This window comes from Corynebacterium sp. HMSC11E11 (assembly GCF_001807025.1).
GTDB classification, from domain to species: Bacteria; Actinomycetota; Actinomycetes; order Mycobacteriales; family Mycobacteriaceae; genus Corynebacterium; species Corynebacterium freneyi.
Genome location: NZ_KV787131.1, coordinates 32,843 through 59,110, shown reverse-complemented (window position 1 = coordinate 59,110; position 26,268 = coordinate 32,843). Strand labels below are relative to the sequence as shown.

Genomic DNA, 26,268 nt, shown 5'->3' with positions numbered 1-26,268 from the left:
TCGCAACCCCCAATTTTCTCCCGATTTTCGAAGGCCCCTACCTCGCCCTTCGCCACGTACTCCCCTCACGGACCACCAGGCCCTTTCCCTCCAGGGCCAGCAGCAGATGCATGGTCAACGGCAACGTCAGCGCCGCCTCTGCCGCGATGGCCGCCGTATCGGCACCCCGGCCTTCCCCGACCCCGGCCATCGGGGTGGCGTCGTAGACCCGCAGTTCGTTGCGGCCCAGCGCCTGCACGGGATCGGCGGCCCAATCCAACTCCAGCTGCGCGTCCTCGTCGACGGCGCCGACGCCCCGGTACAGGCCGAGAATGTGCTCCGGACTGGTCACCAGCACCGCGTCCCCCTGCCGAATCGCATCGTGGCAACCCGTGGACGACGCCGCCGTCGCCGGCCCCGGAACCGCCCCGACCGGACGGTTCATGCTTCTGGCCCACCCGGCGGTGTTGCGCGCCCCCGAGCGCCACCCCGCCTCCACCAGCACCGTCGCCCCGGTCAGCCCGGCCACCAAACGGTTGCGGGTGAGGAACCTGTGCCGGGCCGGCCTGACCCCCGGCGGGTACTCGGTGACGATCGCCCCGTGTTTCGCCGTCGCCCCGATCCGCCGGAACAGGTCCACGTGCGACACCGGGTAGTCGACCCCCGGACCGCATGCGGCGACCACGACTGTCCGACCGCCGGCTTCCAGCGCCGTCCGGTGCGCCACCGCGTCGATGCCGAGCGCCCCGCCGCTGACGATCGTCGCCCCCGCACGGGCCACGCCCGCCGCCAATCGCTCGGTCATCCGGGTGCCGTAGGACGTGGCGGCCCGGGTGCCGACCATCGCCACGGAGTCGTCGAAAAGCGAACCCAACTCGCCGCCCCGCACCCACAACGCATGCGGTGGCGCGGCCTCCGGCCCCGTGGCGGTCGACCCGAGGAATTGTTGGATCGCGTCTACGGGCCATTCGTCGTCTTCGGGGGTGACCAGACGGAACCCGTGCCGCTCGGCGGCGGCCAGGTCCTCGTCCGATTGATCCCGGTGGTACCGGGTTTCCGTCGCCCCCGCCAGATCCCGCGGCAACCCGACCCGTCGTTTGACGCGTTCGGCGGCCTCCTCCGGCCCGACTTCTCCCAACAACACGTTCAGCGACGGATGCGGCCCCTCGACCGTCCGCGCCAGATACGCCCACGCCCGGCGCGCCCGCGTCATGCCGCCACCTCGCCGTCGGTCGGGGCATGCAGGTCACACGCCGCGGCCACGTCCTCGAGGGTCGGCCGCTCCCGTCCGTCGAGGTCCGCGAGCGTCCAGGCGACCCGCAGCGCCCTGTCGACGCCGCGTTGGGTGACCGTGCGGTCCGCCAGGCGGCATTCCAGGTACGCCATCCCCGCATCGTCGGCCGGTGCGTTTCTGCGCAGCACCGGTCCGGGCACCGAGGAATTCGCCCCCGCCGCCTCGATGCCCATCGCCGTCCATCGTGCGCGCGCCCGGTCCCGCGCCGCGATCACCCGCTCGCGGATCGCCGCCGATTCCTCGCCCGGCTCCGGCCTCACGACGGAATGCCGCGGGTGGATGGACAGCTGCACGTCGATGCGGTCGCGCAGCGGCCCCGACACCGCGGCCATGTGCCGACGCCGCGCCCCGGGCGGACACGTGCACTCCCCCGGCTCGGCGGCACCGCAGGGACAGGGGTTGGCGGCCATCACCAGTTGCACGCGGCAGGGGTACCGCACCTGGTGTCGCGATCGCAGCAGCGTGACTTCCCCGCGCTCCAGCGGGGTGCGCAGCGCGTCGAGCACCCGGGCGGGCATGAGCGTCACCTCATCGAGGAACAGCACCCCGCCATGCGCGAGGCTCATCGCCCCGGGTTTCGGCACGCCCGATCCTCCGCCGAGCAGCGCCGCCGCAGTCACCGTATGATGCGGCGCCACGAACGGCGGCCGGGTGATCAGCCCGCCTTCGTGCGCCCCGATGCGCCCCGACACCGAATGCACGGCCGTCACCTCCAGTGCCTCGGCCTCCGCCAGCGGCGGCAGGATCCCCGGCAGCCGCGCCGCGAGCATCGATTTGCCGGTTCCGGGCGGCCCCGTCAGGAACACGTGGTGCCCGCCGGCCGCGACGACCTCCAGCGCCCGGCGCGCCTCGGCTTGGCCGTGGATGTCCCGCATGTCCGGCAGTTCTTGCGTGACGACGGCCCGCCGCCCCTCACCGGGCGCATCCACCCCGTCACCCGTGAGCGCCCACCGCCACAACTGCGCCAGGGTGGACACCCCTCCCACGGCGATTCCCCCGACCAACGCCGCCTCGTCGAGATTGCCGGCGGGCACGACCACCCACCGCAGTCCCGCGTCCCGGGCGGCGATGACGGCGGGCAGGATTCCCTGCACCGGCCGCACCGTCCCGTCGAGCCCGACTTCCCCGAGCAGCGCCGTGCGTTCGAGCCGACCGCGCGCCTCGTCGCCGTCGTCGAGCCCGGAGGACAGCACCGCGCACACGATGGACAGGTCGAACGCCGACCCGTGCTTGCGCAGGCTGGCCGGCGACATCGACACCACCACCTTGGTCCGCGGCCACGTCAACCCCGAGTTCACCGCCGCGGTGCGCACGCGATCCCGCGCCTCGGCCACGGCGGCGTCCCCCAATCCGCCGATGTGCATACCGGGCAATCCCGGGCCCACGTCGGCCTCCACCGCGACGACGACCCCGTCGAGCCCCTGCAACGCCACCGACACCGACCTGCCGACGCTCATCTACGCCACGCCCCGGAACCACTCGAGGGTCAATTCCCCGCCGGCGGGCCTGACGTCGACGACGTCGAAACGCACGTGATCGCAGTCCCTCCCCGTCTCCCGCAGCCATCGGGCGACGCCCCGGCGCAGCGAACGCATCTTCCGCCCGGTCACCGCCGCCAGACCGTCGCCCATCATGGCCGTCGACCGGGTCTTCACCTCGACGACGACCACCGCATCACCGTCCAGGAACACCGCATCGAGTTCGTCCCGGCCCACCCGGACATTGGTCCCGATCAGCGTCAGCCCCCGCCCTTTCAGGAACCCCACCGCCGCGGTCTCTCCCGCCGCGCCGAGTCGTCGCCGCTCCGCTTGTTTTTTCCGTCCTGCTCGCGTCATGCCCCGACCATGCGGCGGGGACGGCAAAAAGGCCCGCCGGCCGGTGCCCCGGCGGGCGGGTTTTGTGGATGGATCGCGTCCTGTGGACAACGCGCGCCCACCCCTGGTCCGGCAGGCGCAGATCAGTCCGGCAGGCGCAGATCCGGCTTGTCCAGCTCCTCGATGTTGACGTCCTTGAACGTGATCACGCGGACGTAGCGCACGAAACGCGCCGGGCGGTACATGTCCCACACCCACGCGTCGGACATGCGCAGCTCGAAGTAGACCTCGCCACCGGAGTTGTGCGGGATCAGTTCGACGGCGTTGGCCAGGTAGAACCGCCGCTCCGTCTCGACGACGTAGGCGAACTGGCTGACCACGTCGCGGTATTCCTTGTAGAGGGACAGCTCGACTTCGGCTTCGTAGTTGTCCAGATCTTCGGCGCTCACGTCAGCGTCTCCCCTCGGTAGCGGTGCGGTCGTCTCATGCATCTTGTCGGCGGTGGCGCCGGTGCGCCGCCGCCACGTTGGCGTAACTCATCCGGTGTTCCCGGCTCGCGCCGAGCATCTCCACCGCGGCCATGTGCGCGGCGGTGCCGTAGCCCTTGTGCCCGGCCAGACCGTAACCCGGCAGTTGCGCATCGAGCTCAAACATAATGCGATCCCTCGTCACTTTTGCGACGACACTCGCGGCGGCGATGCATCGGGCCGCCGCGTCGCCCCCGATCATCGGCAAATGGGGCGATTCCAGCCCGGGCACGGTCATCGCGTCGGTGAGCACGTACCCCGGGCGCACCGGGAGCTTTGCGACGGCCCGCCGCATCCCCGAAATGTTCGCGTGCTGGATGCCCCGGGCGTCGATTTCCCCGGCGGAGATGACGACGGTGGACGTGGCCGTCGCAAAGCGTCGGATGATCGGGAACAGGCGCTCGCGGGCCGCGGGCGACAGTGCCTTGGAATCGGTGAGAGCCGCCAGCTCCGGGATGGTGCGGCGCGGCAACACGCAGGCGGCGATGACGATCGGGCCGGCGCAGGCGCCCCGCCCCGCTTCGTCGACCCCGGCGACCGGACCGAACCCGCGCTTGTCCAGGGCCACCTCGTACATCCGGTCCTGGGCGAGCCTGCGCAGCGTCGGCCGCGGCAGATCGTCGACGAGCGCGGGACGAAGGCTACTGGCCCTGGATGTCCGGGTCATCGACGCCGCCGATGCGGCTGAACGGCAGGATGATCGCCTGCACCTTGCCGACGACGAACTCCACCGGCACGCTGCCCTGGTATTCGTCGCCGAGGTGGTAGCGGGAATCCAGCGAGTTGGTGCGGTTGTCGCCCATCATCCACAGGTGATCGTCGGGAATGGTGATCGGCCCGAAGTACGGGCCACCGCAGGCCTCGGAACCGACGGTCGGGTCGATCGGGTTCTGCGGCGGGGCCAGCGTGAACGACTCGTCGACGAGCTTGCCGTCGACCATGATCCCCGGATCGTCCTCGCGGCATTGGACGGTCTGCCCGCCCGTGGCGATGACGCGCTTGACCAGAGCGTTCTCGTTCGGCGCGACGACGCCGATCCAGCTGCCCAACGTCTGCATCGAGTTGATCACCGGATTCGTGGAACGCGGGTTGACGAACGTGTCGTCCCACGACGGCGGGCCGTTGAACACCAGCACGTCGCCCGGCTCGGGTTCGGAGAACCGGTACGACAACTTGTCCACCCAAATGCGGTCGCCGGTGCACCCCTCGCAGCCGTGCAGCGTCGGCTGCATCGACTCCGACGGGATGAGGTACACGCGCCCGACGAACGTCTGCACGCCCACGGAAATCAGCAGGGCGATGACGATGATGATCGGAATCTCGATCCACCACGGCGTCCGCACGCCCCGGTCGTCGTCGCCGTCACGGTCGGTGGTGTCGGCGGCATCGGCATCGGCGGTGTCGCGGTGCCCGGAGGGCCTCCAGCTCTTCCCGGTGGGGCTGGTTTCGCCGGCGGTGGGATCGTCCTCGGTCATGCTTCGCGACTATACGCGCCGACCACCGGCCCGAAAACGCCGACGGCGCCGACTCCACCGAATCGGTGGAACCGGCGCCGTCGCAAAGCACGGACGGTGCTCAGCGCTTCTCCTTGATGCGGGCGGCCTTGCCGCGCAGGTTGCGCAGGTAGTACAGCTTGGCGCGACGGACGTCACCGCGGAACACGACGTTGATGGAGTCGATGTTCGGGGAGTGGACCGGGAAGGTGCGCTCGACGCCGATGCCGAACGAGATCTTGCGGACGGTGAAGGTCTCGCGGACGCCGCCGCCCTGGCGGCGAATGACGACACCCTTGAACATCTGGATGCGCTCGGTCTTGCCCTCGACGATCTTCACGTTGACCTCGACCGTGTCACCGGCGCGGAAGTCGGGAATGTCGTCGCGGAGCGACGCGGCATCAACCTTGTCGAGAATGTTCATGGAATTGGTTTCCTATCTACTGTGCTGGACAGAGGACCCTGGCGGCTCTTCCCGTTGGGCGCTCGGCCGGTTCGTGCCCGAAACATGTTCAGCCGTCGCGACGCTCCCCGCTGCCTCGTTGGGCAACGGCGGACCCGCGATCAACCGGGACAGTATGTCATGAAGCCCAGGTCGGAGCCAAATCTGACGGCGCCATGGCAGTGTTGGGGGCATGAATGGCTTGACGACGTCCCGGCGCCCCGACCCGCACGGCCGTTGGGATGGTGCCGCCCTGGCCGGTTTCGTGGCGTTTCCCCTGATCGTGGTGGTCGGCGTCGTGTGGTGGGCTGCGTCCGTGCGGGGGCGGCTGCCCGACCCCGTCGCCGTGCACTTCGGCGCGGGCGGCGGGGCCGATGGTTTCGGCTCGCTGACGACGCTGCTGGTGGTGCTGGTGGTGGTGACCGTGCCGATTGTGCTGGTGATGGGCCTGCTCGGTTCGGCGCGGCGCTACCCCCGCATTCTTCGGCGCACCCTTGGGCCCGTGGCGACCACGTTCGCCGGGTTCATGGCGGGGATGGTCCCGGATCTCGTGATGCCGCAGCTGGATCGGGCGACGGCAGAGGGAGTCGTGATCGGGGAAGTCTGGACCATCGGCGGCACTGTGGCGGGGTTGCTCGTCGGCGTGGCCGTTGCGGCAGTGTTGCGGGAGCCGACGGCCGTCGCCGCGCAGGAAGCGCCGGATCCGGCGCTCCCCCGCGGACAGCATTCCGAAGAGGTGCGCACGGGAGCCGCTACGGGCATGAAGGTGTTGCTGGCGGTGTGGGTGGTGGCCTCCGCCGCGTCCGCGTTGATTTCGCCGGGTTTGGCCGTTCTGCTGTTCTTGTGCGTGCCGTTGTTGGCGCAGACGATGGTCGTGCGGCTGCGCGTCGACGACGACGCGGTGCGGTTGCGGGCCCTGATCTGGGAAACGATTCCCCTGGAGACCATCACCGCCGCCCGCCCGTCCCGCTACGACTGGGGCGATTCGGGCGGGGTCGGCATTCGCGTCGTCGATTATTCGGGGCCGAGCAGCGACAGGGGCAAGCGCATCGCCGTGGCGTCGCGGTCCGGCGAGGCCATCGACATCGACACGACCACCACGAACTGGACGATCGTCGTTCCCGACGGGACCGCCGACGCCATCGCCGGCGACATCAACGCTCGCCTGGATCGCCTCCACGGGTAGCTCGGGTTACCTCTCCTTCGCCGCCCCCTCCCAACGAAGATTGCCCGGGTTCATGCGGAGGGCGGGATCGATCTTGCACAACCGCTCCATCGCCTGGGGGTCGTTGTCCTCCGGGCAGTGGTCCCACGGGCCGGCCCATTCGTCCCACGCATCCGGGTCATCCGCCTCATCGGGATAACCGCCCGCCTTCCAGTCGTCCCACTCGTCCGAGTCGTCCCAGGCCTCCCGCTCATTCCACTCGCCCCACTCGTCGCTCTTCTTCGCGGGCGAGTTCAGCCACAGGTCGTCGAGGTACGCCTCCCGGGCGGCATCGGTTTCAGAGTTGTGCGGCTGGTTCTCCGCCTGTCCCGCAGCGAAGTCCGAGACTGCGGCAGCCCGCATCTTCGCGTGGTTGGCGGCCCGGATGGTTCTGGTCAGCCGCGTAGCGCGCTGATCGAAGGTCTGCCGCTTGATGTGGGCGATCGGCCCATGTGGCACGGTCGTCGCGAACACTTCACCGGTGTGATCCGCCCAGGTCACCGTCCCGTCGGGGTGGATCTCCGCGTGCCAGTGCCTGCTGGTCTTCAGATTGTGGTGGTGCTGGCACAGGCACTGCAGATTCCACGTGTCGGTCTCGCCCGGGCCGTAGTTGATGACGTGATCGAGCTGGCACCTGTGCGCCGGCACCTCGCACCCGGGAAACCTGCACCCGCCGTCACGGCCCCGCACCCGCGCCTTCTGCGCATCGGTGGGAACGTAACCTTCGGTGCGGGAATCGGCGGACAAGCGGACGTTGTCGGCCCGCTCCAACCACTCGCGGGTGAGGTACTTCGACAACCACCCGGCCCCGTCAAGCCAGAGCCGGAGTTCGTTGTCGTCGGCGTTGCCGTCCGCGTAGACGTTCAGCGTCACCGTCGCCCCGGCGAAATCGCCGCGGCACATCGCCATCAGCGCGTCCGCCAAGGAACACTCGTATCCGGCCTTGATCTTCGAATCGCGGATGGCGCGAACCGTGGCGTCGAACTCCGCCATTCGGTCCTTGCGCAGGATCGCCCGGAGCTCGCCGTATTCACCGGGGTATCCGTTGTCGGTCCCATATGACTCACCCGTGGCCGGATGATGTTCGTCCTCATCCGGCGGCGTGGACACCGGTTCGACGGACTCGACGATGCGGCGCAATTCGCGGGCGAAGACCCGGATTCCGGGCAGCGCCTGGAAATCCCGGCGCGGTGTGAGGTAGTCGAGGATCCGGTCCTCGACGTCGGGCAGATGCTCAGCGGAGACGGCCACGATGGCATCGGCGATCTTGGTCAAATGCCACAACGGCCACGCTCCCGACCGGCACGGTTCCAGGAGCTTCGGCATGTGCCGCAACATGAGTCCCACGTCGCAGTAGTCCATCGCACGCGCTTTGCCGCCTCCGATCCGCATCGCCACCGATGCGGCATGGGAAGCGACATCGACATCGCCTTCCGGCGTGACGGCAATGGCCAATTCCAGCTCGTTGAGATTGCGGGCCCGGGCCAGGTTGGTCGCCGGTTCGTCGCGCTCGGTGGCCCACCGTTTCCGCGGCGGAGGCTGCTCGGCGCAGTCGTCGCGACCGGCACGGGCGTCGCGGCCCATGTCGTTGGTGTCGTGGTTGGTGTCGTGATGATTGCCGGTCGCTCCCATATCGAACGCCATATCGATTCCCCCGGTGCCGAATGCACTGCTTGATGACGGTATTCAACGTGATCGCCGAATCTGATCTGCTCCGATGCGGAGCCTCCCCTGCCCCGCCTTCACCACTCATGATACATACGTTCGACTCAATTCCATCGAAAACAGAATAACGATTCGAACTCTTTTCACACCATCAGCCACATGCGCATCGCACAGAGCGGCGCCACGCGGGGCCGAACGCCCACCGACGGGCCGTCGTCAAGCAAAACCGACCCCAACCGACGCTAATCCGTGCCGACGGTCGTCCCGTACCAGCTGGTTCCCTCGGGCAACGCGCCGACCAGCGCCTTCGTGATCGCCCGATCCGCCTCCACCCCGACGAGCCCGCCCAACGGCTCCCCCGACGACCGGACGCGGATCAGGTGAATCTCCTCGACCGTCGGCGGCGCCTCGTGCGTGGCCAAATGCTGGTCGAGGAGCATGTTGTCCTCCTCGCAGTAGTTGCGCTGAATGCGCACGTCGATGCCGTCGTTCCACAACCCCGCATCCGCCAGGGCCGCACGCATGTGCTTTTCGACGTCCCCCCACCGCGACGCATCCAGCAACGCGGTGAGGTGAGTGGTGAAAGAAGCCATGCCCCGAGGCTACGCCCGCTTAACCGCCGAAACCCGCGCGCTTCAGGGCATCCGCCATCGAACCGCCGCCCGCGCCGCCCGAACCGGAGCCACGGGAATTACGGGACTTGCGGGGCTTGCCGCCGCGACTCCGATTGCCGCCGCGCCCGCCACGCTGCGGCTTCTCGCCCGGCTCGTCGTCGAGACGCAGGGACAGGCCGATGCGCTGACGGTCGACGTCGACGTCCATCACCTTCACCGTGACCACCTGGCCCGACTTGACCACCTCATGCGGGTCGGAGACGAAGCCCTTGCTCATCGCCGAGACGTGGATCAGGCCATCCTGGTGCACTCCGACGTCGACGAACGCACCGAACGCGGCGACGTTGGTGACCGTGCCCTCCAGGATCAAGCCCGGAGTCAAGTCCGATACCTTCTCCACGCCCTCCTTGAACGTCGCCGTCTTAAACTCCGGACGCGGGTCCCGGCCCGGCTTGTCCAGCTCGGCGATGATGTCGGTGACCGTGGGCACGCCGACGCCGGCGGCCTCGTCGACGAAATCCCGCGGGTCCAACGCCTGCAGCACCCGCGTATTGCCGATCAACTCCGCCACGCCCAGACCCGTCGCCGCCGCAATGCGGTCGACCACGCCATAGGACTCGGGGTGCACGGCCGAGGCGTCCAACGGATTGTCCGCGCCCCGCACCCGGAGGAAGCCCGCGCACTGCTCGAAGGCCTTCGGCCCCAGGCGCGGCACCTTCAGCAGCTCCTTGCGGGACGAAAAGGCGCCGTGCTCGTCGCGGTAGGCGACGATGTTGTCCGCCACCGTCGAGCTCACGCCGGCCACGCGACCCAGCAGCGGCGCCGACGCGGTGTTGACCTCCACGCCCACCGCGTTGACCGCATCCTCCACGACCGCATCGAGGGTGTGCGCCAGCTTCGTCTGCGACACGTCGTGCTGGTACTGGCCGACGCCGATGGACTTCGGGTCGATCTTCACCAGCTCCGCCAGCGGATCCTGCAGTCGGCGCGCGATGGACACCGCACCTCGCAGGGACACGTCCATGTCGGGGAACTCCGCCGCGGCCAGCGCCGACGCCGAGTACACCGAAGCGCCGGATTCCGACACGGTCACCGGCTCGGGGCGCGCTCCCCCGGCCTTGACCAGCAGGTCGGCGACCTCGCGGGCGAGCTGCTCGGTCTCGCGCGAGGCGGTGCCGTTGCCCACGGCCATCAACTCGACGCGGTGGGTGGCGCACAGGGTGGCCAGGGCGTCGCGGGCGGCGCCCCACTTGTTCTGCGGCTGATGCGGGTACACGATCGCGGTGTCGAGCACCTTGCCGGTGCCATCGACCACCGCGCACTTGACGCCGTTGCGGAACCCCGGGTCCAGGCCGAGCGTCGCGCGCTGGCCGGCGGGCGCGGCCAGCAGCAGGTCGCGCAGGTTGCGGGCGAAGACCTCGACGGCCTCGGCCTCGGCGCGCTCCTTCAGGCGCATGCGGGCGTCCAGCGCCGCCGACACCTCGAGCTTGGTGCGCCACCCGAACCGGATGGCCTGGTCGACCCACTCGGATTCGGGCAGGTCGAAGGCGCGGCGGACCATGCCCTCGTACACCGCGTCGTCGCCGGCGTCGATGCCCAGCTGCAGGATGCCCTCGGACTCGCCGCGCAGCACCGCGAGCACGCGGTGGCCCGGCATGGTCTCCAGCGGCTCGACGTGGTCGAAGTAGTCGCGGTACTTCGCGCCGGCCTGCTCCTTGCCCTCGACGACGCTCGCCGCCGCGGATCCGGTGGACCACACCCGCTCGCGCACGTCGCCGACCAGGTCGGCGTCGGTGGAGAACGACTCGACGAGGATCGCCCGCGCACCGGCCAGCGCGTCCTTCGGTTCGGCGAATCCCTCGGTGACGTATCCGGCCGCCACCTGCGCCGGGTCGGCGGACGGGTCGCGCAGCAGGTCGTCGAGAAGCGGCTCGAGTCCGGCCTCGCGGGCGATGTCGGCCTTGGTGCGGCGCTTCTTCTTGAACGGCAGGTAGAGGTCCTCCAACCGCGCCTTCGTGTCGCACGCCTGGATCAGGGCGCGCAGGTCGTCGGTGAGCTTGCCCTGCTCGTCGATGGCCTTGAGCACCACGGTCTTGCGGTCCTCGAGTTCACGCAGGTAGGTGAGGCGTTCTTCGACGGTGCGCAGCTGCCCGTCGTCGAGGCCGCCGGTGGCCTCCTTGCGGTAGCGGGCGATGAAGGGCACGGTGTTGCCCTCGTCGAGGAGCTTCACGGCGGTGGCGACGTGCGCCTGGTCCACCCCGAGTTCGCGGGCGATGGTGGTCTCGATCATTCCGGCGAGTCTAGTGGCCCGGCCCCGCATGCTTGACGACGGCCCGCCAACGAAGCAATGTGCTAGTGTAGATAGCACTATGGCCACTTTGAACGAATTCCGGGACCTGCCGCAGGGCCTCCAGGTGGCCCTGGGGGCCATTGCCGCCGTGCAGGTCATCCTCATCGTCGCTGCGCTCGCCGTCCTGGCGACTACGCCGCGGGAACGGGTGAAGCTCCTGCCCCCGTGGGCATGGACGCTGGTCATTCTGCTGGCCAACGGCATCGGGCCGATCATCTTCTTCGCCGTCGGCCGGGAATGGGGCGAGCGGCGCGACGACGGCCCAACGGTGCGGCCCGGCACGACGCTTCTGGCCAGGTACGAGGGCCGGGCCCCCTCGCCCGGTCCAGCCATCGAATTCGACGGGGTGAGCAAGAGCTACGGGGATCACGTGGTCCTCGACGACGTTTCACTCACGGTGCCGCACGGGTCGGTCTTCGGTTTCCTCGGGCCGAATGGCTCGGGCAAGACGACGGCGGTGCGCATTCTCATGGGCCTGGCCCGTGCGGACGCGGGCGTCGTGAAGCTCGACGGAAAGGCCGGGTATCTTCCCGACGTCCCCGCCTTCGACCCGTGGCTGACCCCAGCGGAGTATTTGCGGCTGTCCGCGCGCCTGGAGGGGTTCGAGGGCGACGAGCTCGACGAGCGCGTCGCCGAAGCTCTGGAGGTGTCGGGGTTGCAGTCGGTGCACAGGCCTATTTCGGGACTGTCGCGCGGCATGCGGCAGCGGCTGGGAATTGCGCAGGCCCTCATCGCGACGCCGGGAATCGTGGTGCTCGACGAGCCGACGTCGGCGCTCGATCCGATCGCCCGCCGCGAGGTGCTAGACGTCATCGCATCGCTGCGCGGCAGGGCGACGGTGTGCTTCTCCACCCATTCCATGGCCGACGTCGAGGCGGTGTGCGACCGGGCGGCGTTCCTCGGGCGCGGCCGAATACTCGCCACGGGCACATTGACGGAATTGGTCGCGCGCTTTGGGGATCCCGAGCGCGTCACCGCAACGTTCCGGGCGCCCGCCGGCACTGACATCAAGGGCACGTTGGCGGATGCCGGTTTCGATCACGTCAGGGTCACACCCGGCGGCGCCCTCGACGATGCCTTCACCACCGCGATGGGAGGTGCACGATGAGCACCACGACCATGGTGGTCCTCCTCGGCCGACAATTCCGCGCTCTGCGCGCCTCGTGGGCGACGTGGGCTCTGGTCGGCGCCGCAGTGTTCTTCGCGGTGCTCTCCCCCGTCACCGCGCGGTACCTGCCGGAGATCCTAGGCGGCATTATCGGCGGTGATCAAATGATTCCCATCGACGTGTCCGCACTGCCGGACCCAACACCCGCCGACGCGTGGGCTCAATGGGCGTCGAACCTCACGCAGCTGATCATCGTCATCGTGGCAGTCGTCGCCGCCTCGGCCGTGTCCGCCGACGTCGCCCGTGGCACGGCGGCGCCAATCCTCGCCCGGGGCGTTTCTCGCACGGGGTTGTGGGCGTCGGCGTTCACGGCAGTGGCGGTAACCGTATGCATCGTCGCCGTCGCCTCCACGGCTCTCGTCATTGCCGTCACCTCCCTGCTTTTCGACGGCATCTCCGCATCCGGCATCGCCGCCCCCGTGACCGGCACCGCGCTGTGGCTGCTGTTCGCACTGTCCGTCATCGCCGTGACCATGGCTGCGTCGGGGGCGGGCGCGTCGTCGCTCGGTGCTGCCGCGGCGGGCATCGCGTACTTCGCGATGATGGCCGTCGCCGGCATGTGGCCGCCCCTGATGGAGTGGAGCCCGGCAGGAGTGCTCGCCGCCAAGGATGCCTCGGCCGAACCGGGCGCGATCGGGGTCACCATCGCGGTCATCGCGGCGGCCATCGCCCTCGGCATCGCATCATTCAACCGAAAGGAATTGTGATCCCGGATGCTCATCCACCTCGACTCCGCGTCGACGACGCCGCTGTGGGCGCAGCTCGTCGCGGCGCTGCGCAGATCGATCCACGACGGCGACGTCGCAATCGGGGAAAAGCTGCCCAGCGCCGGCGACCTCGCGGACTCCCTGGACCTCAACAAAAACACCGTCCTGCGCGCGTACCGGCAATTGCGCGACGACGGAATAGTCGAATTGCGCCGGGGCCGCGGCGCCACCGTCATCGCCGGCGCCGCCTCCGACGCCGAGATCGCCGGGCACGGGGCGGTGGAAACGGCCCTCGATCGTCTCGCCGCCGCGGCACGCGACGCATCCGTGCCCATGTCGGACCTCATCGCCGGCCTCACCGTCCGGGGGGTGCGCTGACATGACCGACGCAACCACCGCCCGCCTCCGGTTCACCGCGGCGATGATCGCGGGGCCCCTTCTGCTCACCTTCGCCGCGGCCGTCTGGGGACTGTGGGTGCTGCCCCGACTGCCCGACCCCATGGCCACGCACTTTTCGTTCGACGGGCGGGCCGATGGCTTCATCTCCCCCGGCACGTTCATCGCGGCGACCGTCGGCGCCGCCGTCGCCACCGCCGTGGTGTTCGGCGCCCTGACCATGACCGGCGTCTCCTCCACTCGCACCGGCCGGATCGTGTCGGGGGTGGGCGCCGGATCGATCGCGCTGGCCCCGCTGCTGATGGTGGCCGTCGCCCACCCGCAAACGGGCATGTCCGACGCATCGGAGGCGACGCTGCCCATGCCGGGCACGATCGCGGCCTTCGTCGCCTGCATCGTCGTGGGCGTGCTCGTCGCGACGTTCATCCACCCGCCCGCCGAACCGGAGGGCACCGTCCCCGCCGCCGCGCCCGTGGAGGTCACCGAATCGACGCACGCGGCCTGGTTCGGCCGTGGCCGGGCCTCGTCGACGATGCTTCTCATTCTCGCTCTCGCGGTGGCCGTCACCGCCATACCCGCGGCATTCGCCATCCGCGGCGGTGAAACCGACCTGGCCATCGTGCTGGGCGCATCGGCCGCACTGGTCGCCCTGGCGACGTGGATCTTCGCCGTCGTCCGCGTCCGCATCGACGCCACGGGCGTGCGGTGGTCGCTCGGTCCCGGCCTCCCGCGCGGCCACGTCCCCATCGACGACATCCGTTCGGTGACCGCGGTCGAGCTCAAGGCCGCGGACTGGGGCGGCTGGGGTTACCGCCTCGGCGGCGAAGGCACCGCGATCCTCCTGCGCGGAGGACAGGGCCTGCGCATCGACAGGGCGACGGGAAAGGCGCTTTTCATCGGCGTCGACGACGCAGCCCGGGGAGCGGAATTGGCGCAGGCGTACCTGCGGCGCCTGCAGTGATCCGCCGTACCGGAGCCGACCGCATGATCAGCAACGCGATGATCAGGCCCACCACACCGGCCGCCAATCCGCCGGCGACGTCGGAAAGCCAATGAGCCCCCACCCACACGCGGCTCAACGCGACGACGCCGATCAAGGCGACGACCGCCCACTTCAACGCGACGGCCAGGCCACGGCGCACCATCGGGGCGAGCACCTGGATGAGCGCCATGCCGGTGGCCGTGACACCCGCGACGTGCGCCGACGGGAAGGCGCCGTCGTGCAGCGCCGGCAACTCCGACAGGCGCAACGGGCCAGCGGGACGATCCCGGTCGAGCAGCCACTTCATCACGTACGTCATGGCGATCGACGCCGCGAACGCCAACGGCACCAGCAGCGCCATCGCCCGCAGGCGCCGCCACAGGAAAAACGCCGCCACCAGCGTCGCCGGGGCGACGAACAGCGGGCGGAACACCTCGGTCACGCCCATGAACGCGCCGTCGAGATCACCGTCGAGCGCCCCGGCCCGCAGATCGCGCACCCACTCGGCGAAACGCACGTCCATCTCCGCCCCCGTCGACGTCGACGCGAACCAGGCCAACGCCACCAACGCGGTGACCCACCCGACGACGTGCGACGGCCGGGCCACGGACACGCGGCTCATTCGATCACCGTGGTCTCGCCCACCCACGGGGTCGACTCGCCGAGACCGCGGCCGACCGCCTCGGTGACCTCCGACTCAAGGGCCGCCGGGCCGTCGGCCACGATGTGCAGCGCATGGAGCTTCTCGACGGTCGGCGGCTGCGACCTCATCGACAACCACCGGTCCATGAGCGACTCCGCCTGGGCGTCGACCGCGCCGTCCTCCCCCGCCAACGGCATGACCACGCGGTTTTTCACCACGGTCAGGTTCAGGGACGCGAACTCGGCGAGGATGCGCTCGCCGATGGCCGGGAGATCCTCCGGGTCGAACAGCGCGCGCGTGATGGTCTGGTATCGGGTCATGGGAACTGTCTAGCACGTCGCCCGGATCCCACCTATTGTAGTATCTGCCATTCCACTTAAGGCTCGAGGATCCGCACCGAGCCCTCCCCCGGAGCACCCATGACCGACACTCCCGAAACCTTCATCGACGTCCTCGACGCCGCCCCCGAAGCCAAGGACGGCGACTTCCCCGCCGCCACACGCGTCCTGACCGCCGACGGCGCGACGATGGTGGTGTTCACCTTCGCCAAGGGACAACGCCTCGACGACCACCACGCACCCCACCCGCTGACCGTGCAGGTCATCGAGGGCTGCCTGACGTTCACCGTCGAAGACCGCGACCATCACCTCAAGCCGGGCCGCGTCCTCCACGTGCCCGAGGGCGTCGTCCACTCGGTCCACGCCGACCACCGCGACGCGATCTTCCTGCTCATGTTGTCGACCTAGCGGCGCACCCCACCGGCCCGGGCGCTACTCCTCCGGGCTGACGCCGTCGTCAAGCGTCTTGCGGTCCCGGGCCGACAGGTCCACGTCGTCGAGCAGCTCGGGCCGACGGGCCGCGGTGCGCAGCAACGCCTGATCCCGCCGCCACCGGTCGACCTTCGCATGATTGCCCGACAGCAGCACCGGCGGCACCTCCAGGCCCCGCCACACCCGCGGCTTTGTGTAGCCCGGGCCCTCCAGCAGGCCGTCGGAGAAGCTGTCCTCCTCGTGGCTGCGCCGGTTGCCCAGCACCCCCGGCACCAGACGCACGACGGCCTCGGCCATCACCAGCACCGCGACCTCGCCGCCGATGAGCACGTAATCGCCGATGGAGACCTCCTCCACCCGGTAGCGGTGCGCGGCATCGTCGACGACGCGCTGGTCGATGCCCTCGTAGCGCCCGCACGCGAACACGATGTGCTCCTCGTGCGACCAGCGCCGCGCCATGTCCTGCGTGAACGGGGCGCCCGCCGGGGTCGGCACGACGAGCAGGGGCTTTGCGACGTCCTCGCCCGCGCCCGCGGCCTCCGGGTACGACGACGTCTCCGGCAGACCGGCCAGCTCGTCGTGCCGGGCCTGCCCGCGGTGCGGCATCGCCGAATCGAGGGCCTCCGCGCGCGCGGCCGGACCGGTGCCGGCGGCGACGTCGTCGAGCGCCGGGCCCCACACGTCGGGTTTCATGACCATGCCGGGGCCACCACCGTACGGCGAATCGTCGACGGCCTGATGCACGCCGGTCGCCCACTGGCGCAGGTCGTGCACCCCCACTTCGAGGATGCCCTTCTCGATCGCCTTGCCCAGCAGAGCGTGGCGCAGCGGGTCGAGGTAGTCCGGGAAGATGGTCACCACGTCCAGGCGCATGGCGGTCACAGCTCCAGCAGTCCTTCCGGCGGGGTGATGACGACCGCGCCGTTGTCCACGTCGACGATCGGCACCAGCGCGTGGACGAAGGGCACGTACACGTCGCGGCCGTCGTCGTCCAGCCGCACCTCGAGCAGACGCTGGGCGGGGTTGCGGATGACGCCGACGATCTCGCCGATGTCCTCCGGCTCCGGCAGCTGGCCCTCGTACGCGCGGGCGTTGGCGGTGTCCTCGTCGACGTCGCCGACGTCGAGCACCCGCAGTCCGATGAGCTCGTGGTCGTAGTAGGCCTCATCGTCGTCGAACACGGGCGCCGCGAAAAAGCGCATGCCGCGCAGCGTTTCGGCGTCGTTGCGGTTCGGGATCTCGTCGAAGAAGACGAGCAGACGCCCCTGGTGGGGGCGCATGGACTTCACGGTCAGCTCGCGCTCGCGTCCGGCTTGCTTGCCGACGAGCACCGCCCCGACCGCGAAGCGGCCCTCCGGATCGTCGGTGGTCGCGTCGACGACGACCTCGCCGCGCACGCCGTGGGGCTTGATGACCCGGCCGATCTGCACGAGGTCGCCACCGGCGCCGCCCTGGTTTCCCGAATTCTTCTGGCTCACGCGCCCCAGACTATCGCGCCGGGGTCAAAGATCCGTCACGCGGCCACCGTCGACGGACACCGTTCGGGTGCGCGCTCGCCGACCAGCAGCGACGGCAACGTGCCGGGGCCATGGGCGAAAATGCTACCCCGGACATGCGAAAACGCCGCCACCCGATGGGTGACGGCGTCAAGCAACCGAATTACTCGGCGGCCTCCTCGGCCGGAGCGTCCTCGGCGGCCTCGGCCTCGGCGGCCTCCTTCGCGGCGGCTTCCTCGGCCTCCTTCGCGGCCTTGGCCTCGGCGGCCTCCTTGGCGGCGCGGCGCTTCTCGGTGATGGCCTCCGCGGTCGGGCCCTCGTTGGCCTCGGCCAGAGCCTGGTTGAACAGGTCCAGCTTCGACGGCTTCTCCTCGGCCACCTTCAGGGTGCCCTCGGCGCCCGGCAGGCCCTTGAACTTCTGCCAGTCACCGGTGACCTTCAGCAGGGCCAGAACCGGCTCGGTCGGCTGGGCGCCGACGGACAGCCAGTACTGGGCGCGCTCGGAGTCGATCTTGATGACGGACGGCTCGGACTTCGGCTCGTAGATGCCGATGTTCTCGATGACGCGACCCGAACGACGGGTGCGGGCGTCGGCGACGATGACGCGGTAGTGCGGGGTGCGGATCTTGCCGATGCGCTGAAGCTTGATCTTGACGGCCATGTGGCGTCTTCCTCTCGGTCACGGGGCAATTCTTGTGACACCCCCGCATTCGCGGCGGGGGCCGGTTTTGCCCTTGGATTGATCTGCGGGTGACCATCGGTCGACCGTGGTCGGGTCCGACGAACCGCAGCGTGCCCACGCGGCGCGCGGACAACCCCGAAGACGATACCAGCGGCGGCACGCACCTCCAAAAAGCGGCCGGTCCGACGCCCACCTACATCGAATTGTTATCCTGCCAGCGTCACCGACCAGCCCGAACATCCGCAGAGGTGCCAACTGAACACGCCCGACCGCGCCAGCGCGTACCGCCATGACCTCGACGGTCTGCGCGGTTTGGCGATCGCGCTGGTCGTGCTGTTCCACGTGTTCGGCGGCACCGTCTCCGGCGGCGTCGACGTGTTCCTGCTGCTGTCGGGCTTCTTCTTCCTCGGCGCGCAGATCCGCAACGCCGACCGGCCCGGCCAATCGATCAACCCGCTGCATTCCCTGTGGCGCACCGCCCGCCGCCTCCTGCCCGCGTTGATCGTCGTTCTCGCCGCCACCACGGCCGCCGCGATCGCCTGGTTCCCCCAGCTGCAATCGCCGTCGATGGCCGGCCAGTTGTCGGCCTCCGTCCTGTACCGGCAGAACATCGTCCTCGCCCGCCAGGCGGAGGACTACGCCGTCGCCGGGTCGACGGTGTCCCCGCTGCAGCACCTGTGGTCGATGTCGGTGCAGGGGCAGTTCTACCTCGGCGCCGTCCTGCTGGTGTCCGCCATCGCGTTCGTGCTGCGCAGGCGCAATTCCCCTCGCACCGTCCGCTCCGTGATGCCGCCCATCCTCCTGGTCGCCACCGTCGCCTCCTTCGGCTACGCCACGTGGCTCCACGGGACGTCGCAGGGCCTGAACTACTACTCCACCTGGTCGCGAATCTGGGAAATCGCCGCCGGCGGTTTGCTCATCTACGTCACCGCCGCCATGCCGATCCCCGCGAAGCTCAAGCCCTGGCTGCCCGCCATCGGCGTGGCCATGATCGTCGCCACCGGGTTCTTCCTCGACGGCGCCGCACTGTTCCCCGGCCCCTGGGCGCTGTGGCCCCTGCTGGGCGCCGCACTGGTGGTCCTGGGCGGCGGCACGGGCGTCGTCTCCGCGTGGCTGGCCTCGCGCCCCATGCGCCGACTCGGCGACATCGCCTACGCCCTCTACCTCTGGCACTGGCCGCTGCTCATCCTCGGTTTGCTCGCCGTCGGCGCCGACGCCCCCGGCAAAAAGCTCGGCTCCGCCGTCATCGCCGCCTCTCTGGTGCTGGCGTGGCTGACCCACCGCTTCGTCGAAAAGCCCCTCATGATGAAGGGCAAGCGACCGAAGATCGGCGACCACCCGGTCCGCCGGGCGCGAGCCGACCTGCGCACCGAGCCCGCAGCCCGACGCCGCGCGCTGGCGGGTGCCGCGCTGGGACTGCTCGCCCTGACGATGCTCGCCGCTTTCCCCGTGCAGAAGCACCGCATCGAACTCGCCCGCGCCGAAGTCCTCGACCCCGCCGCCTACCCCGGCGCCCGGGCCGTCACCGACGGCGCACCCGTGCCCGACGACGTGCCCTACCGCCCCGGCCAGGACCTGATCAACAACATGTGGCCGTTGCCCGCCCAGGAAGGCTGCCTGTCCGAATCCGGCGACGACGCCGACCACATCGAAACCGTCAAACGCTACACCGACGAGTCCCCCTGCGTCTACGGCGACGTCGACTCCGACAAATCGATCGTCCTCGTCGGCGGCTCCCACTCCGAACAGTGGTTCTCCCCTCTCGAAGAAGTCGCCCGCGACAACGGTTACCGACTCGAGGTCATCCTCCGGCCCGGCTGCGCCACGTTCCTGTCGCCCGTGTGGGACATGAGCGACCGGTGCGCCGACTGGTCGCATGCCGTCGTCGCCCACCTCGCCGACGTTCGCCCCGACCTGGTGGTCACCACCTCCAGTCGCCCCGGGTTCGAAAACACCGACTACACCCCCGACGGCTACGTCGACTTCTGGCGGGCGCTGACCGACATGTCCATCCCCGTCGTCGGCATCCGCGACACCCCGTGGCTCATCGACGACGCGGACGGCCCGTACCGCGCCACCGACTGCGTCGCCGCCGGCGGAGACCCCGTCACGTGCGGACCGCTGCGCGAACGGGTGCTCTCCCCCGGCGACCCGGCTCACGGCATCCTCGAAAGCCTGCCCGGCGGGTACCCCCTCGACTTCTCCGACGTCCTGTGCGGCCCCGTCCACTGTCCGGCGGTCATCGGCAACATCTACGTCTACCGCGACGACAATCACCTGTCCGACCAGTTCGCGCAGACGATGTCCGCCGAAATGAAGCGCCGCATGGCCCCGATCCTCGACGACATCGAACGCACCGGCCGCACCAGGGAGGACTCCGAATGACCACGGCCAATGCATCGACGGGCGCGTACCGTCACGACCTCGACGGGCTGCGCGGCCTGGCCATCGCCCTCGTGGTGGTCTTTCACGTGTTCGACGGCCGGGTCTCCGGCGGCGTCGACGTGTTCCTGCTGTTGTCGGGGTTCTTCTTCCTCGGCTCGCAGATGCGCAACGCCGATCGCGGTGACCGGTCGATCAACGTCTGGCATTCGCTGTGGCGGACCATCCGCAGGCTGCTGCCGTCGCTCATCGTCGTCGTCGCCGCCACCACCGCCGGAGTCCTGGCCTTCGCGCCGGCGCTGATCAACGGCGAAATCGCCGCCCAGCTGCCGGCGTCGCTGCTGTACGTGCAAAACATCGTGCTGGCCGCCCAGGGCGCCGATTACGCCGCGGCGTCGGCGCAGGTCTCGCCGCTGCAGCACCTGTGGTCGATGTCGGTGCAGGGGCAGTTCTACCTGTTCGGCATCCTCATCGTGTCCACCATCGCGTTCGTGCTGCGCGCCACCCACGCCCGCCCGCGCGTCGCCACGGTGATGGCGCCGCTGCTGGTCGCGGCCACCGTCGCGTCCTTCTGGTACGCCACCGTCCTGCACGGTCAGGACCAGGGCCAGAACTACTACTCCACCTGGTCGCGCATGTGGGAGCTCGCCGCCGGCGGTCTGCTGGCGTTGGCGGTCGCCCGCTTTGCGACGCCCCGCCTCATCGCCCCCGCCCTGCCCGTCCTGGGCGTGGCCATGATCGTGTCCACCGGATTCCTCTTCGACGGCGCCGCAGAGTTCCCCGGGCCGTGGACGCTGTGGCCCCTGGGCGGCGCGGCACTGGTCATCCTCGGCGGAGGCGCCGGCTTCATGTCCCGGTTCCTGGAATCCGGATTCATGACGACGCTCGGCGACCTCGCCTACGCCCTGTACCTGTGGCACTGGCCGTTGCTGATCATCTCCATGTCGGCGCTGGGACTCGACGAGGTCGATGCGGGCATCGGCACCGCCGTCATCGCCGCGTCCCTCGGACTGGCGTGGCTCACGCACCGCTTCGTCGAAAAGCCCCTGATGCAGAAGGCCCTGCGGCCGCTCGTCGGGGAACGGCGGCTCCGCGCGGGCCTGCGCTCCCTGGCGACCGGCCCCGGAGCCACTCGCGCCGTCGCCGCCGTCGTGCTGGTGGCGATGTACGGGTCGCTGCTCGGCCTCGGCCAGGAATACACCCGCCGCGCCGAAGCCTCCGCCGCGACCCACCTCGACCCCATCGCCTACCCCGGCGCCCGCGCGCTCAGCGACGGTTACCCGGTCCCCCGCGGCCTCGAACCCAGGCCCGCCCCCGAATACGTCGGCGACGCCTACCCGATCACGGCGGAAGAAGGCTGCATGACCTACGCCGACGAAGAACCGACGCACATGGCCGACGGCAAACGCTTCGGCCCCGGCGCCGGCCAACCCTGCGTCTACGGCGACCCGCACGGGAAGAGGACCATGTTCCTCATCGGCAGCTCCCACTCCGAACAGTGGAGCAGCGTCCTCGACCGCATCGCCCGCGACCGCGGCTGGCGGCTCATCCCCGTCACCCGTCAGGGCTGCGTGATCACCCTCGACACTCCCCTGCACGGCTCCGACGACGACTGCATCGAATGGTCGAAGAACGTCCTCGGACGCATCGCGTTCGAACGGCCCGACCTGGTCGTGACCACCTCGACCCGCGCCAGGGGCGACTGGGGCGAAGGCACCGACGAACTCGCGCCCGGCATGGCCGCGGCCTTCCGATTCCTCGACGACGAGGGCATCCCGATGGTGGGACTGCGCAGCAACCCCTGGCTCGTCGACGACGACGGCACCCCCACCAACGCCCCCGAATGCCTCGCCGAACGCAAGGTCAACTGGCGCGACGACGCCGACGCCGCGGAGGCCGCCAAGGCCTGCGGCATCGCCCGCGACGAGGGCCTGGCCGACCGCGACCCCGCCGCACGCCTGCTGGACGGCTTCGACCACGGCTGGTCCATCGACATGTCGGACGCCATCTGCCTGCCCGACCACTGCCCCGCCGTGGTCGGCAACATCATCGTCTACCGCGACTCCAACCACCTCAGCGTGGCCTACGCGGATTCCCTCCAGCCGCTGCTGGCCCGCGAGCTCGAGCCGATCTTCGACGAACTCGAGCGCCGCTGACCGCCGGGCGGCCGGGGGCTTCTACTTCCGGCCCCCGCCGCCCTGGCCGAAGTCCAGGTTGTCCAGGTCGATGCCCTCCATGCCCGGGGGCATCTGGTTCTTCATCATCTTCTGCAGCTCGGACATGTCCGGCATTCCGCCGCCGCCCATGCCCGGCATTCCGGGCATGCCGGGCATTCCGGGCATGCCGCCCTGACGCATCGCCTTCGGCGGCGTCGGACCGCGGCCCCGGCCCTTCTTGCCCTTGCGGCCCTTCTTGTTCCTGCGATTCGACGGACGGCCGCCGGGCATGCCGAACCGGCCGGCCATCTGGGCCATCATCTTGCGGGCCTCGAAGAAACGGTCGACCAGCTGGTTGACCTCGCTGACCGACACACCGGAACCGGCGGCGATGCGCTTGCGGCGCGACGCGTTGAGGATCTTCGGGTCGTTGCGCTCGGCCGGGGTCATGCCGCGGATGATCGCCTGCATGCGGTCCAGGTGCTTTTCGTCGACCATGTCGGCCATCTCCGACATTTGGGCGCCGCCGGGCAGCATCTTCAGGATGTTGCCGATCGGCCCCATCTTGCGGACCATGAGCATCTGCTCGAGGAAGTCCTCCAGCGTCAGCTCGCCGGAGCCCATCTTGGCGGCGGTCTTCTCCGCTTCCTTCTGGTCGAAGACCTGCTCGGCCTGCTCGATGAGGCTGAGCATGTCGCCCATGCCCAGGATGCGGCTGGCCATGCGCTCCGGGTGGAAGACGTCGAAGTCCTCCAGCTTTTCGCCGGTGGAGGCGAACATGATCGGCTTGCCGGTGACCTCGCGGATCGACAGGGCCGCGCCACCGCGGGCGTCGCCGTCGAGCTTGGTCAGCACCACGCCGGTGAAGTCGACGCCGTCGCGGAAGGCTTCGGCGGTGACGACGGCGTCCTGGCCGATCATCGCGTCGATGACGAAGAGGACTTCGTCCGGGTTGATGGCGTCGCGGATGTCGCGGGCCTGGGTCATCAGGGTCTCGTCGATGCCCAGGCGGCCGGCGGTGTCCACGATGACCACGTCGTGCTGGATGCGCTTGGCTTCCTCGATGCCGGCCTGGGCGACGGCCACGGGGTCGCCGTGGGAGGTGCCCATCTCGTGGTCGTGGGAATCCATCGACGTGCCGGGGTCCGGCGCGAAGGTGGGCACGCCGGCGCGTTCGCCGACGATCTGCAACTGCTGGACGGCGCCCGGGCGCTGGAGGTCGCAAGCCACCAGCATCGGGGTGTGTCCCTGGCCGGCCAGGTGCTTGGCCAGCTTGCCGGCCAGCGTGGTCTTGCCGGCGCCCTGGAGGCCGGCGAGCATGATCACCGTCGGCGGGTTCTTCGCCAGGCGCAGCCGCTGGGTGTCGCCGCCGAGGATCTGGATCAGTTCCTCGTTGACGATCTTGATGACCTGCTGCGCCGGGTTCAGCGCCTGGGAGACCTCCGCGCCCGCGGCGCGCTCCTTGATGCGCTTGATGAAGGCGCGCACCACGGGCAGGGAGACGTCGGCTTCGAGGAGGGCGAGTCGGATCTCGCGGGCGGTGGCGTTGATGTCCGCCTCGGACAGACGCCCCTTGCCCCGAAGATCCTTCAGTGCCCCTGTGAGCCGTTCGGAGAGTGATTCAAACACGGGTGGTCGATCTCCCTGATGGTGTCGGTGTCATGGACATGGCTTTCCCACCATACCCGCCGACCGGCCGATCACCGCAGGGCGGCCTCGCCGCGTTCGCCGGTGCGCACCCGCACCGCGCCGGTGACCTCGGTGGCCCAGGCCTTGCCGTCGCCGATGGAGCCCGTGCGGGCCGCCTCGGCGACCGCGTCGAGGGCGGCCTCGGCCAGGTCATCGGGCACGACCACGTCCAGGCGGAGCTTTTCGACGAAGTCGACCAGGTACTCCGTTCCGCGGTAGACCTCGACCTGGCCCTTTTGGCGCCGAAGCCGCGGACCTCCGCGACCGTGAGGCCGGAGACGCCCAGTTCCTCCAGCGCCGCCCGGACGTCCTCGAGCGTGGTGGGCTTGATGATCGCCGTGATGAGCCTCATGTCGGTGATTTCCTTTTCCCCCGCGTTTCTCCGCGGGTCGGAGGGTCGGTGGATCAGCGGGTCAGGGTGACGGGGATGGCGGTGGAACCGTCGTAGGCGGTTTCGCGGTGCTCGGCGTCGTCGACGCCGCCGCGTTCGTCGTCCTCGTCGATGCGCCAGCCCATCGTCACCTTCAGGCCGAGGGCGATGACGACGGTGACGATGCCGCTGAAGGCCATCGCGACCACCGCGACGATCACCTGGATGGCGAAGAGCTTCAGGCCGTAAACGCCGCCGCCGGTGAGCAGTCCCTCGCCGGAGGCCAGCAGGCCGACGCCGACGGTGCCCCACAGGCCGGCGACCAGGTGGACGCCGACGACGTCGAGCGAGTCGTCGAAACCGAAGCGGTACTTCAGCGACACGCCCAGGCACGCCAGCGCACCGCCCACGGCACCGAGGATCAGGGAGGTCACCGGCGTCAGCGCACCGGCGGCCGGGGTGATGGCGACCAGACCGGCGACGACGCCCGACGCCGCGCCGAGCGAGGTGAAGTGGCCGTAGCGGACGCGTTCGACGACGAGCCAGCCGAGCATCGCCGCGGCGGTGGCCGCGGTGGTGTTGAGCCACGCCAGGCCGGCGAGACCGTCGGCGGCGAAGGCGGAGCCGCCGTTGAAACCGAACCAGCCGAACCACAGCAGGGCCGCGCCGCTCATGACCAGCGGCAGGTTGTGCGGCCGGTGCGCCTCACGGCCGAATCCGTGGCCGCGGCCGACGACCAGGGCGAGCACCAGGGCGGCCATGCCGGCGTTGATGTGGACGACGGTGCCGCCGGCGAAGTCGATCGGCGCGACGGCCGCGACGGTCTCACCGCCTTCGGTGACGGTGCCGAAGAGCATCGCCGACAGCGAAGACGCGGATTCTCCGAGCAAACCGCCGCCCCACACCATGTGGGCCATCGGGAAGTAGGCGAACGTCGCCCAAAGGCCGCTGAACACCAGCCACGTGCCGAACTTCACGCGCCCCGCCAGCGCGCCGGAGATCAGCGCGGTAGAGATGACGGCGAACGTCAGCTGGAAGCCGATGTCGATGACGTTGGCGTACCCGTTGGCGCCTTCGATGTATCGGCCGGCATCATCGGTGATCTGCCCGGCCAAGCCGAACTGCTCGAACGGGTCGGCCACGATGCCGGCCCACGACGTCGGTCCGTAGGACATCGACCAGCCCCACAGCACGTAGACGACGCCGACCACGCCGAGCGCCCCGAAGGACATCATCATCATGTTGAGCACTGCGCGACGGCCGGTCATGCCTCCGTAGAACATGGCCAGGGCCGGCGTCATCAGCAGCACGAGCGAAGCGGAAACGAGCATCCATGCCGCGTTTCCGGAGTTGAGCGCAACCGTATCCGGTGTCATCACGTCTCCTTTGATCCTTGTCGGTGTCGGGAACGAGATGATGATCCAACGGCCGTGTTACGACGGAAC

General features: G+C 69.7%; 25 protein-coding genes and 1 pseudogene. 8 read left to right on the top strand and 18 right to left on the bottom strand.

Annotated elements, in window-relative coordinates; translation table 11 throughout:
- Positions 1 to 37 precede the first annotated feature (37 nt).
- The 7 genes from dprA to rplS form a co-directional block, all read right to left on the bottom strand.
- Positions 38 to 1,192, bottom strand: coding sequence for a DNA-processing protein DprA (gene dprA / locus HMPREF3121_RS04600; RefSeq protein WP_070520290.1), 1,155 nt, complete (start codon positions 1,190 to 1,192; stop codon positions 38 to 40).
- Positions 1,189 to 2,730: a YifB family Mg chelatase-like AAA ATPase gene (locus HMPREF3121_RS04595; RefSeq protein ID WP_070520288.1), complete on the bottom strand. Its 1,542-nt coding sequence runs from the start codon at positions 2,728 to 2,730 to the stop codon at positions 1,189 to 1,191. The genes dprA and HMPREF3121_RS04595 overlap by 4 nt, the downstream gene beginning before the upstream one ends.
- Positions 2,731 to 3,108, bottom strand: coding sequence for a YraN family protein (locus tag HMPREF3121_RS04590; RefSeq protein WP_070520287.1), 378 nt, complete (start codon positions 3,106 to 3,108; stop codon positions 2,731 to 2,733).
- A gap of 122 nt (positions 3,109 to 3,230) precedes the next feature.
- Positions 3,231 to 3,536, bottom strand: a complete 306-nt coding sequence (locus HMPREF3121_RS04585; RefSeq protein ID WP_035120814.1) for a DUF2469 domain-containing protein — start codon at positions 3,534 to 3,536, stop codon at positions 3,231 to 3,233.
- Positions 3,537 to 3,570: 34 nt separating this feature from the next.
- Positions 3,571 to 4,215: a ribonuclease HII gene (locus HMPREF3121_RS04580; protein WP_070520371.1), complete on the bottom strand. Its 645-nt coding sequence runs from the start codon at positions 4,213 to 4,215 to the stop codon at positions 3,571 to 3,573.
- A 40-nt stretch (positions 4,216 to 4,255) separates the two neighbouring features.
- The gene (lepB, locus tag HMPREF3121_RS04575; RefSeq protein WP_070520285.1) at positions 4,256 to 5,089 is read right to left on the bottom strand and encodes a signal peptidase I; all 834 of its coding nucleotides are present in this window, start codon (positions 5,087 to 5,089) and stop codon (positions 4,256 to 4,258) included.
- 100 nt (positions 5,090 to 5,189) lie between these two features.
- Positions 5,190 to 5,531 (bottom strand): 50S ribosomal protein L19, encoded by a 342-nt coding sequence (gene rplS, locus HMPREF3121_RS04570; protein WP_035120812.1) that lies wholly within the window; start codon positions 5,529 to 5,531, stop codon positions 5,190 to 5,192.
- Between the two features lie 211 nt (positions 5,532 to 5,742).
- On the opposite strand from rplS, the gene HMPREF3121_RS04565 reads away from it, so the two are divergent.
- The gene (locus tag HMPREF3121_RS04565) at positions 5,743 to 6,735 is read left to right on the top strand and encodes a DUF1648 domain-containing protein (RefSeq protein ID WP_083291272.1); all 993 of its coding nucleotides are present in this window, start codon (positions 5,743 to 5,745) and stop codon (positions 6,733 to 6,735) included.
- A 6-nt stretch (positions 6,736 to 6,741) separates the two neighbouring features.
- On the opposite strand, the gene HMPREF3121_RS04560 is transcribed toward HMPREF3121_RS04565, so the two are convergent.
- The 3 genes from HMPREF3121_RS04560 to HMPREF3121_RS04550 all read right to left on the bottom strand — a co-directional run bounded on the left by HMPREF3121_RS04560 (position 6,742) and on the right by HMPREF3121_RS04550 (position 11,322).
- Entirely contained in the window at positions 6,742 to 8,397 is a 1,656-nt protein-coding gene (locus HMPREF3121_RS04560; protein ID WP_070520279.1) for an HNH endonuclease signature motif containing protein, read from the bottom strand.
- 263 nt (positions 8,398 to 8,660) lie between these two features.
- Positions 8,661 to 9,011 (bottom strand): hypothetical protein, encoded by a 351-nt coding sequence (locus tag HMPREF3121_RS04555; RefSeq protein ID WP_070520276.1) that lies wholly within the window; start codon positions 9,009 to 9,011, stop codon positions 8,661 to 8,663.
- 19 nt (positions 9,012 to 9,030) lie between these two features.
- On the bottom strand, positions 9,031 to 11,322 hold the full coding sequence (locus tag HMPREF3121_RS04550; RefSeq protein WP_070520273.1) for a Tex family protein: 2,292 nt from the start codon (positions 11,320 to 11,322) through the stop codon (positions 9,031 to 9,033).
- 79 nt (positions 11,323 to 11,401) lie between these two features.
- On the opposite strand from HMPREF3121_RS04550, the gene HMPREF3121_RS04545 reads away from it, so the two are divergent.
- From HMPREF3121_RS04545 to HMPREF3121_RS04530, 4 genes are read left to right on the top strand one after another with little or no spacing between them, the layout of a single operon-like run.
- Positions 11,402 to 12,490, top strand: a complete 1,089-nt coding sequence (locus HMPREF3121_RS04545; RefSeq protein WP_070520270.1) for an ATP-binding cassette domain-containing protein — start codon at positions 11,402 to 11,404, stop codon at positions 12,488 to 12,490.
- Entirely contained in the window at positions 12,487 to 13,257 is a 771-nt protein-coding gene (locus HMPREF3121_RS04540) for a hypothetical protein (protein ID WP_070520268.1), read from the top strand. The genes HMPREF3121_RS04545 and HMPREF3121_RS04540 overlap by 4 nt, the downstream gene beginning before the upstream one ends.
- A 6-nt stretch (positions 13,258 to 13,263) precedes the next feature.
- Positions 13,264 to 13,635, top strand: a complete 372-nt coding sequence (locus tag HMPREF3121_RS04535; RefSeq protein WP_070520267.1) for a GntR family transcriptional regulator — start codon at positions 13,264 to 13,266, stop codon at positions 13,633 to 13,635.
- Between the two features lies 1 nt (position 13,636).
- Positions 13,637 to 14,614, top strand: a complete 978-nt coding sequence (locus tag HMPREF3121_RS04530; RefSeq protein WP_070520264.1) for a DUF1648 domain-containing protein — start codon at positions 13,637 to 13,639, stop codon at positions 14,612 to 14,614.
- Here the strand turns inward: HMPREF3121_RS04530 and HMPREF3121_RS04525 are convergent.
- The gene (locus HMPREF3121_RS04525) at positions 14,547 to 15,257 is read right to left on the bottom strand and encodes a phosphatase PAP2 family protein (RefSeq protein ID WP_083291271.1); all 711 of its coding nucleotides are present in this window, start codon (positions 15,255 to 15,257) and stop codon (positions 14,547 to 14,549) included. The two genes, HMPREF3121_RS04530 and HMPREF3121_RS04525, sit on opposite strands and share 68 nt — an antisense overlap.
- Positions 15,254 to 15,598, bottom strand: coding sequence for a hypothetical protein (locus HMPREF3121_RS04520; RefSeq protein ID WP_070520258.1), 345 nt, complete (start codon positions 15,596 to 15,598; stop codon positions 15,254 to 15,256). Before HMPREF3121_RS04520 ends, HMPREF3121_RS04525 begins: the two co-directional genes overlap by 4 nt.
- A 99-nt stretch (positions 15,599 to 15,697) precedes the next feature.
- On the opposite strand from HMPREF3121_RS04520, the gene HMPREF3121_RS04515 reads away from it, so the two are divergent.
- Entirely contained in the window at positions 15,698 to 16,024 is a 327-nt protein-coding gene (locus HMPREF3121_RS04515; protein ID WP_070520252.1) for a cupin domain-containing protein, read from the top strand.
- 24 nt (positions 16,025 to 16,048) lie between these two features.
- Here HMPREF3121_RS04515 and trmD read toward each other — a convergent pair whose 3' ends face one another.
- The 3 genes from trmD to rpsP form a co-directional block, all read right to left on the bottom strand.
- Positions 16,049 to 16,921, bottom strand: coding sequence for a tRNA (guanosine(37)-N1)-methyltransferase TrmD (gene trmD / locus HMPREF3121_RS04510; protein ID WP_070520368.1), 873 nt, complete (start codon positions 16,919 to 16,921; stop codon positions 16,049 to 16,051).
- 5 nt (positions 16,922 to 16,926) lie between these two features.
- On the bottom strand, positions 16,927 to 17,478 hold the full coding sequence (gene rimM / locus HMPREF3121_RS04505; RefSeq protein ID WP_035120921.1) for a ribosome maturation factor RimM: 552 nt from the start codon (positions 17,476 to 17,478) through the stop codon (positions 16,927 to 16,929).
- A 229-nt stretch (positions 17,479 to 17,707) separates the two neighbouring features.
- The gene (gene rpsP / locus HMPREF3121_RS04500) at positions 17,708 to 18,205 is read right to left on the bottom strand and encodes a 30S ribosomal protein S16 (protein WP_070520250.1); all 498 of its coding nucleotides are present in this window, start codon (positions 18,203 to 18,205) and stop codon (positions 17,708 to 17,710) included.
- Positions 18,206 to 18,481: 276 nt separating this feature from the next.
- Here rpsP and HMPREF3121_RS04495 point away from each other — a divergent pair, with 276 nt between their 5' ends.
- Both HMPREF3121_RS04495 and HMPREF3121_RS12700 read left to right on the top strand, forming a co-directional pair.
- Entirely contained in the window at positions 18,482 to 20,611 is a 2,130-nt protein-coding gene (locus HMPREF3121_RS04495; protein ID WP_070520247.1) for an acyltransferase family protein, read from the top strand.
- Positions 20,608 to 22,764 carry an acyltransferase family protein gene (locus HMPREF3121_RS12700; RefSeq protein ID WP_070520244.1) on the top strand — a complete coding sequence of 719 codons (2,157 nt, stop codon included), beginning with the start codon at positions 20,608 to 20,610 and terminating at the stop codon, positions 22,762 to 22,764. Before HMPREF3121_RS04495 ends, HMPREF3121_RS12700 begins: the two co-directional genes overlap by 4 nt.
- A 21-nt stretch (positions 22,765 to 22,785) precedes the next feature.
- Here the strand turns inward: HMPREF3121_RS12700 and ffh are convergent, their stop codons facing one another.
- The 3 genes and pseudogenes from ffh to HMPREF3121_RS04475 all read right to left on the bottom strand — a co-directional run bounded on the left by ffh (position 22,786) and on the right by HMPREF3121_RS04475 (position 26,199).
- On the bottom strand, positions 22,786 to 24,393 hold the full coding sequence (ffh, locus tag HMPREF3121_RS04485; RefSeq protein WP_070520238.1) for a signal recognition particle protein: 1,608 nt from the start codon (positions 24,391 to 24,393) through the stop codon (positions 22,786 to 22,788).
- Positions 24,394 to 24,464: 71 nt separating this feature from the next.
- Positions 24,465 to 24,805 (bottom strand): annotated as a pseudogene (locus tag HMPREF3121_RS04480) (P-II family nitrogen regulator).
- A 53-nt stretch (positions 24,806 to 24,858) separates the two neighbouring features.
- Positions 24,859 to 26,199, bottom strand: coding sequence for an ammonium transporter (locus HMPREF3121_RS04475; RefSeq protein WP_070520234.1), 1,341 nt, complete (start codon positions 26,197 to 26,199; stop codon positions 24,859 to 24,861).
- Between the last annotated feature and the right edge of the window lie 69 nt (positions 26,200 to 26,268).

Coding starts and splice junctions, on each gene's coding strand:
- lepB (WP_070520285.1), bottom strand. CDS start 5,089: ATGACCGAGGACGATCCCACCGCCGGCGAAACCAGCCCCACCGGGAAG.
- HMPREF3121_RS04595 (WP_070520288.1), bottom strand. CDS start 2,730: ATGAGCGTCGGCAGGTCGGTGTCGGTGGCGTTGCAGGGGCTCGACGGG.
- HMPREF3121_RS12700 (WP_070520244.1), top strand. CDS start 20,608: ATGACCACGGCCAATGCATCGACGGGCGCGTACCGTCACGACCTCGAC.
- HMPREF3121_RS04475 (WP_070520234.1), bottom strand. CDS start 26,199: ATGACACCGGATACGGTTGCGCTCAACTCCGGAAACGCGGCATGGATG.
- rpsP (WP_070520250.1), bottom strand. CDS start 18,205: ATGGCCGTCAAGATCAAGCTTCAGCGCATCGGCAAGATCCGCACCCCG.
- HMPREF3121_RS04520 (WP_070520258.1), bottom strand. CDS start 15,598: ATGACCCGATACCAGACCATCACGCGCGCGCTGTTCGACCCGGAGGAT.
- HMPREF3121_RS04545 (WP_070520270.1), top strand. CDS start 11,402: ATGGCCACTTTGAACGAATTCCGGGACCTGCCGCAGGGCCTCCAGGTG.
- trmD (WP_070520368.1), bottom strand. CDS start 16,921: ATGCGCCTGGACGTGGTGACCATCTTCCCGGACTACCTCGACCCGCTG.
- HMPREF3121_RS04535 (WP_070520267.1), top strand. CDS start 13,264: ATGCTCATCCACCTCGACTCCGCGTCGACGACGCCGCTGTGGGCGCAG.
- HMPREF3121_RS04560 (WP_070520279.1), bottom strand. CDS start 8,397: ATGGCGTTCGATATGGGAGCGACCGGCAATCATCACGACACCAACCAC.
- HMPREF3121_RS04515 (WP_070520252.1), top strand. CDS start 15,698: ATGACCGACACTCCCGAAACCTTCATCGACGTCCTCGACGCCGCCCCC.
- HMPREF3121_RS04590 (WP_070520287.1), bottom strand. CDS start 3,108: ATGACGCGAGCAGGACGGAAAAAACAAGCGGAGCGGCGACGACTCGGC.
- HMPREF3121_RS04525 (WP_083291271.1), bottom strand. CDS start 15,257: ATGAGCCGCGTGTCCGTGGCCCGGCCGTCGCACGTCGTCGGGTGGGTC.
- HMPREF3121_RS04550 (WP_070520273.1), bottom strand. CDS start 11,322: ATGATCGAGACCACCATCGCCCGCGAACTCGGGGTGGACCAGGCGCAC.
- HMPREF3121_RS04555 (WP_070520276.1), bottom strand. CDS start 9,011: ATGGCTTCTTTCACCACTCACCTCACCGCGTTGCTGGATGCGTCGCGG.
- HMPREF3121_RS04540 (WP_070520268.1), top strand. CDS start 12,487: ATGAGCACCACGACCATGGTGGTCCTCCTCGGCCGACAATTCCGCGCT.
- HMPREF3121_RS04530 (WP_070520264.1), top strand. CDS start 13,637: ATGACCGACGCAACCACCGCCCGCCTCCGGTTCACCGCGGCGATGATC.
- HMPREF3121_RS04565 (WP_083291272.1), top strand. CDS start 5,743: ATGAATGGCTTGACGACGTCCCGGCGCCCCGACCCGCACGGCCGTTGG.
- rplS (WP_035120812.1), bottom strand. CDS start 5,531: ATGAACATTCTCGACAAGGTTGATGCCGCGTCGCTCCGCGACGACATT.
- dprA (WP_070520290.1), bottom strand. CDS start 1,192: ATGACGCGGGCGCGCCGGGCGTGGGCGTATCTGGCGCGGACGGTCGAG.